This is a genomic window from Nostocoides australiense Ben110, from assembly GCF_001050535.1.
In the GTDB taxonomy this organism is placed as follows: Bacteria; Actinomycetota; Actinomycetes; order Actinomycetales; family Dermatophilaceae; genus Nostocoides_A; species Nostocoides_A australiense.
Genome location: NZ_HG764815.1, coordinates 4002956 through 4005718, shown reverse-complemented (window position 1 = coordinate 4005718; position 2763 = coordinate 4002956). Strand labels below are relative to the sequence as shown.

The following is a 2763-nucleotide window of genomic DNA, read 5'->3' as shown; positions in this document are numbered from 1 at the left end:
GTGTCGTTCGGTCTCGGCGTCCCAGCCGCGGGTGGTGGCGTCTGCGGCGAGGGCGGCTGCGTCGTCGCGTTGCGCGGTCAGCACGGGCAGGTAGGTGGTGGTGGTGTGGAAGCTGGGGCAGTGTTCGCAGATGTTCGCGTAGCTGCACGGGCCTTGGGCGGGGGCGCGTAGGCAGTAGCCGCCGGCGAGGGCGGTTTTGACGGTCGCGGTGGTGCGCCAGTCGTCGCCTGCGCTCGAGGTCGGCTCGCTCGGGGTGGGCAGGGCGCCGATGGTCTGCTTGGCCAGCTCCAGCGCGCGCTCGTACTCGGCACGGACGGTGGTGTCGAACAGGTGCCCGTAACGCAGGCTCATTTCGGCTGACACGTGTCCGAGGATGGCCATCAGTGCTTGCAACGAGACGCCGGCGTTGACCAGGGCGGTGGCGTAGGTGTGTCGGAGCTGATGAGGGGTGACGTGCCCGATGCCGGCGCTCTTCGCGGCGCGGTCGAGCTCCTTGCGCAGCCGGTTCTGTCCGATGCGGTGGCCGTGCGCGGTGAACAGGAAGTCCGCGGGCCGTCCGGTGCGTGGGTGTGGGATCGGCCGTCCGGGGCTGCGTGCGGCGGTGATCCGGTCGATCAGCGCGAGGATCTGGGCGTCGATGGGGACCATCCGTTCGGTGTCGAGCTTGCCCAGGGGCACCTTGAGCCAGGACCCGGAGCCGGGTAGGTCGATGACGGCGTCAAGCTCAAGGTCGAGCAGTTCCCCGATCCGCAGGCCGCAGGCGCGTTGCAGTAGCAGCGCGTCGGCGGCGAGCCGGTGCGGGGAGGCCTCGAGGGCCTCGGTGAGGCGTCGGTCGGCGTCTGGTGGCAGGAACCTCGGTAGGGGTTGGGGCAGTCGCGGGTTGTCGGAGGGGAACATCAGCCGCCGGGTGGGTGCCTCGGGCCAGCCCCACTCGGTGATCTCGGTCAGGAAGTTCGCGACGGCCAGGATCCGTCGTGCCTGCTCCGGGACGGACAGGGTCCCGCCGGCCTTGGTGTTCGCCGCGGTGGTCAGGCTGGCCAGCCAGGGTTCGATGTGCTGGCACCGGTCGAGCGTCGCGGGGGTCGCGTCCGGGTCGGTCCCGGCGAGGTAGGCGCCGAACGCTGCCAGCCTGGTGGCCAGCGAGGAGACGGTGGCGGGACGGCAGGTGACGGACTTGTGCTGCAGGTAGCGCACCAGGATGGCGTGCATCGGCTCCGGCACGTGTGCCAGGCGCCGGGCGAAGGGCCAGCGCTGCTCGAACGGCTCGGGCAGCGCAGGCAGCACACCGTGGTGGTACAGCACGGTCTTGGCGCCGGTGGCGGTGGCCCGGTAGTGCTTCCAGGTGCGCCCGGTCGCGGCCTGCCGTGCGAGGCCGGCGACCGCGAGGGCGTCGAAGTCGTCGTGGACCAGGTCGGTCAGGCGTTTGCCGGTGGCGAACAGCACCCGGGCGATCACCTGGGAGGCCATCGCCGAGGCGACCCGCTGGCTGTACCCGCAGCCGCGGGCGGCGGTGATGAACGCCGCGAGGTCCTGCCCGATGACGGTGCCGGGCACGTCGCGCCAGATCGAGGAGAACTTGCGGTGCACCAGGTACTCCCAGCTCGGGTGGAGCCGTCCGGTGACGAGCAGGAACGTGATGAACGGGCGGGTGCCGCTGTTCGCGGTCAGCTGCACCGCCAGCGGCTCGTGCTCCCAGGCGCGCACCACCGGCCATCGCCGCAGGAACGTCTTGGCCCAGTACGTGAACGCGGTGTTGCCTCGCCCGGTCCGCGCCTGGTGGGCGTGGTACGCGGCGAGTACCTCGGCAGGTGGCTCGTGCCGAGGCTCAACGGTTTTGGCGTTGACGGCTGCGCGCGGCATCGTATTCGGCTTTCACGTGGGTCGGGGCGAAGTGGATGTAACGGGCCGTGGTGTCGACATGCGCGTGCCCGAGCAGCGCCTGCATCACGGCCAGGTCCACCCCGGCCTCGGCCAGCGCGGTCCCGAACGTGTGCCGCAGCGCGTGCGGTGCCCCGGCCGGGACGCCGGAGGTGGCCCGGTGGTAACGGAAGATGGTCCGCAACCCGGCCGGGGTCAGCGGCCGCCCCGTCGTGGGGCCCTTCGCGACGAGGAACAACGCAGACGCGTCGCTGTCCGGGCGCTCGGTCAGCAAGTACGCGTTCAGCACGGCGGCGACGTCCCGGTCGAGGGGGACCCGGCGGTCCTTGCCGCCCTTGCCGTGCACGGTCAGCCAGCGACCGCCGATGTCGACATCGGCGACCTGCAGGGCGAGAACCTCACACGAGCGCAGCCCGCAGTAGAGCATCAGCCCGGCCATGGCCAGGTCCCGGCGGGTGCGTAGCCCGCCGAGCAGGCGGGTCACCTCGCCAGCGTCCAGCCCCCGCGGCAGCCGGCGCGGGGTGCGCACCCACAGCCGCGAACGCGGCGCGGGCCGCCGCTTGGTGTGGCCGAGCAGCCCGGACCGCTCGCCCTGGGCGAACCACGACGAGGGGCGCCCCTTCGGGATCGGCGACGAGCAGCTGGGATCGCTCATCGCCCGGTACTCGTACAGGCCGGTCACAGCCGCAAGGCGCAGGTTGATCGAGGCCGGCGCGAGCCGGTCAGTCCGGTTGCCGTTCAGGTCCAGCACGTTCGGGCCCGGACGTCCCCGAACCGACTCTTGACGGCACGCTGCGAGGAAGTCGAGCACCTCGCACGTGCCCACCGCTTCCACGCTCAACCCCGACGCGGCGAGCCACCGCGCGAACGCGAGCAGCCCGTACC

General features: G+C 71.9%; 2 protein-coding genes. Both read right to left on the bottom strand.

Going from position 1 to position 2763, the window contains the following annotated elements:
* Positions 1-1860, bottom strand: a 1860-nt coding sequence (locus BN11_RS19785) for a tyrosine-type recombinase/integrase (RefSeq protein WP_048700111.1), incomplete at its 3' end; no start/stop codon positions are given.
* On the bottom strand, positions 1826-2763 hold a 938-nt coding region (locus BN11_RS19780; protein WP_048700109.1), incomplete at its 5' end, for a tyrosine-type recombinase/integrase. The genes BN11_RS19780 and BN11_RS19785, both read right to left, overlap by 35 nt.